This window comes from Gordonia sp. (in: high G+C Gram-positive bacteria), from assembly GCF_012515855.1.
Taxonomy (GTDB): domain Bacteria; phylum Actinomycetota; class Actinomycetes; order Mycobacteriales; family Mycobacteriaceae; genus Gordonia.
In genome coordinates this window covers 1-1,803 of sequence record NZ_JAAYXO010000283.1, presented here as the reverse complement: position 1 = coordinate 1,803, position 1,803 = coordinate 1, and the positions used below count along the sequence as shown (strand labels likewise).

General features: G+C 68.4%; 1 protein-coding gene. It reads left to right on the top strand.

All coding sequences use genetic code 11. From position 1 onward, the window contains the following. Nucleotides 1-1,803 (top strand): class I tRNA ligase family protein (locus tag GX543_RS18700; protein ID WP_290854135.1); only part of this gene is annotated, 1,803 nt, incomplete at both ends.

Here is a 1,803-nt window from a genome sequence, read left to right as displayed (position 1 = left end):
GTTCACCACCCGGCCCGACACGCTCTTCGGCGCCACCTACATGGTGATCGCGCCTGAGCATCCGCTGGTCGACACGCTCACCACCAGCCAGTGGCCGGCAGATGTGCCAGCGGCATGGACGGGCGGGGCGACCTCGCCCATCGATGCCGTCGGCAACTACGTCACCGTCGCCCGCAACCGCTCGGACCTGGACCGCCAATCGGAGTCCAAGGAGAAGACCGGCGTCTTCACCGGCAGCTTCGCCACCAACCCGGTCAACGGCGAGTCGATCCCGGTGTTCGTGGCCGACTACGTGCTTATGGGCTACGGCACCGGGGCGATCATGGCCGTGCCGTCGGGCGACCAGCGCGACTTCGAGTTCGCCCGAGCGTTCGACCTGCCGATCATCGAGACGGTCCGGCCCGGCAACGCCTGGTTCGAGCGTCACGGCATCGCGCTCGGCGCACCCACCACCGACTGGCTCGAGGCCTATGTGGGCGACGGCGCCATCGTGAACTCATCGAACGATGAGGTCTCGCTGAACGGCCTGAGCGTGACCGAGGCCAAGGAAGCCGTGACCTCCTGGCTGGAGAGCAAGGGGCTCGGCACCGGCAAGGTCCAGTACAAGCTGCGCGACTGGCTGTTCAGCCGTCAGCGCTACTGGGGTGAACCGTTCCCGATCGTGTGGGGAGACGACGGCGAGCCGCGGGCACTGCCCGACACCGCCCTGCCGGTGGTGCTGCCGCCCATGGACGACTTCACCCCCAAGACGTCCGACGACGAGAACTCCGACCCCGAGCCGCCGCTGGGCCGCGTCACCGACTGGACCACCGTCACCATCGACCTGGGCGACGGTGAGGGCGAGCAGACCTACCGGCGCGAGGTCAACACCATGCCCAACTGGGCTGGGTCGTGCTGGTACGAGCTGCGCTACTGCGACCCCGACAACGACCAGGCCCTGGTCGATCCGGCCAACGAGAAGTACTGGATGGGCCCCCAGTTCGACGGCGACTGCGGCGGCACCGACCTCTACGTGGGCGGTGTCGAGCACGCGGTTCTGCACCTGCTCTACGCCCGGTTCTGGCACAAGGTGCTGTTCGACCTGGGCCACGTGTCGTCCAAGGAGCCCTACCGTCGCCTGTTCAACCAGGGGATGATCCAGGCCTACGCCTACACCGACGAGCGCGGCTTCTACGTCGAGGCGTCGCAGGTGGTCGAGAGCGACGGCAGCTACACCATCGACGGCGATCCCGTGAACCGGGAGCTGGGCAAGATGGGCAAGTCGCTCAAGAACGCCGTCGCCCCCGACGAGATGTGCGAGCGCTACGGCGCCGACACGCTGCGCCTCTACGAGATGTTCTCGGGCCCGCTCGACCAGAGCCGACCGTGGGACACCACCGCGGTCGTCGGCATGTACCGGCTGCTCCAGCGGGTGTGGCGGCTGTTCGTCGACGAGACCACCGGTTCGATCCGGGTCGATTCGGCCGCGGCGCCGTCCGACGACACCACCCGGGTGCTGCACCGCACCATCGACTCGGTGCGCGACGGCATGGAGACCATGCGGTTCAACACGTCGATCGCCCGCATCACCGAGCTGACCAACCACCTCACCTCGACCTACCCCGACGGCGGCGTGCCGTCCACGGTGGCCGAGACGCTGGCGCTGCTGCTGGCCCCGATCGCCCCACACATCGCCGAGGAGCTGTGGTCGCGCCTGGACCACCCCGGATCGCTGGCCTACGAGCCGTTCCCGGTGGCCGATCCGCAGTGGCTGGTCGACGACTCGGTCGAGATCCCGGTGTCGGTCAACGGCAAGGTCCGGGG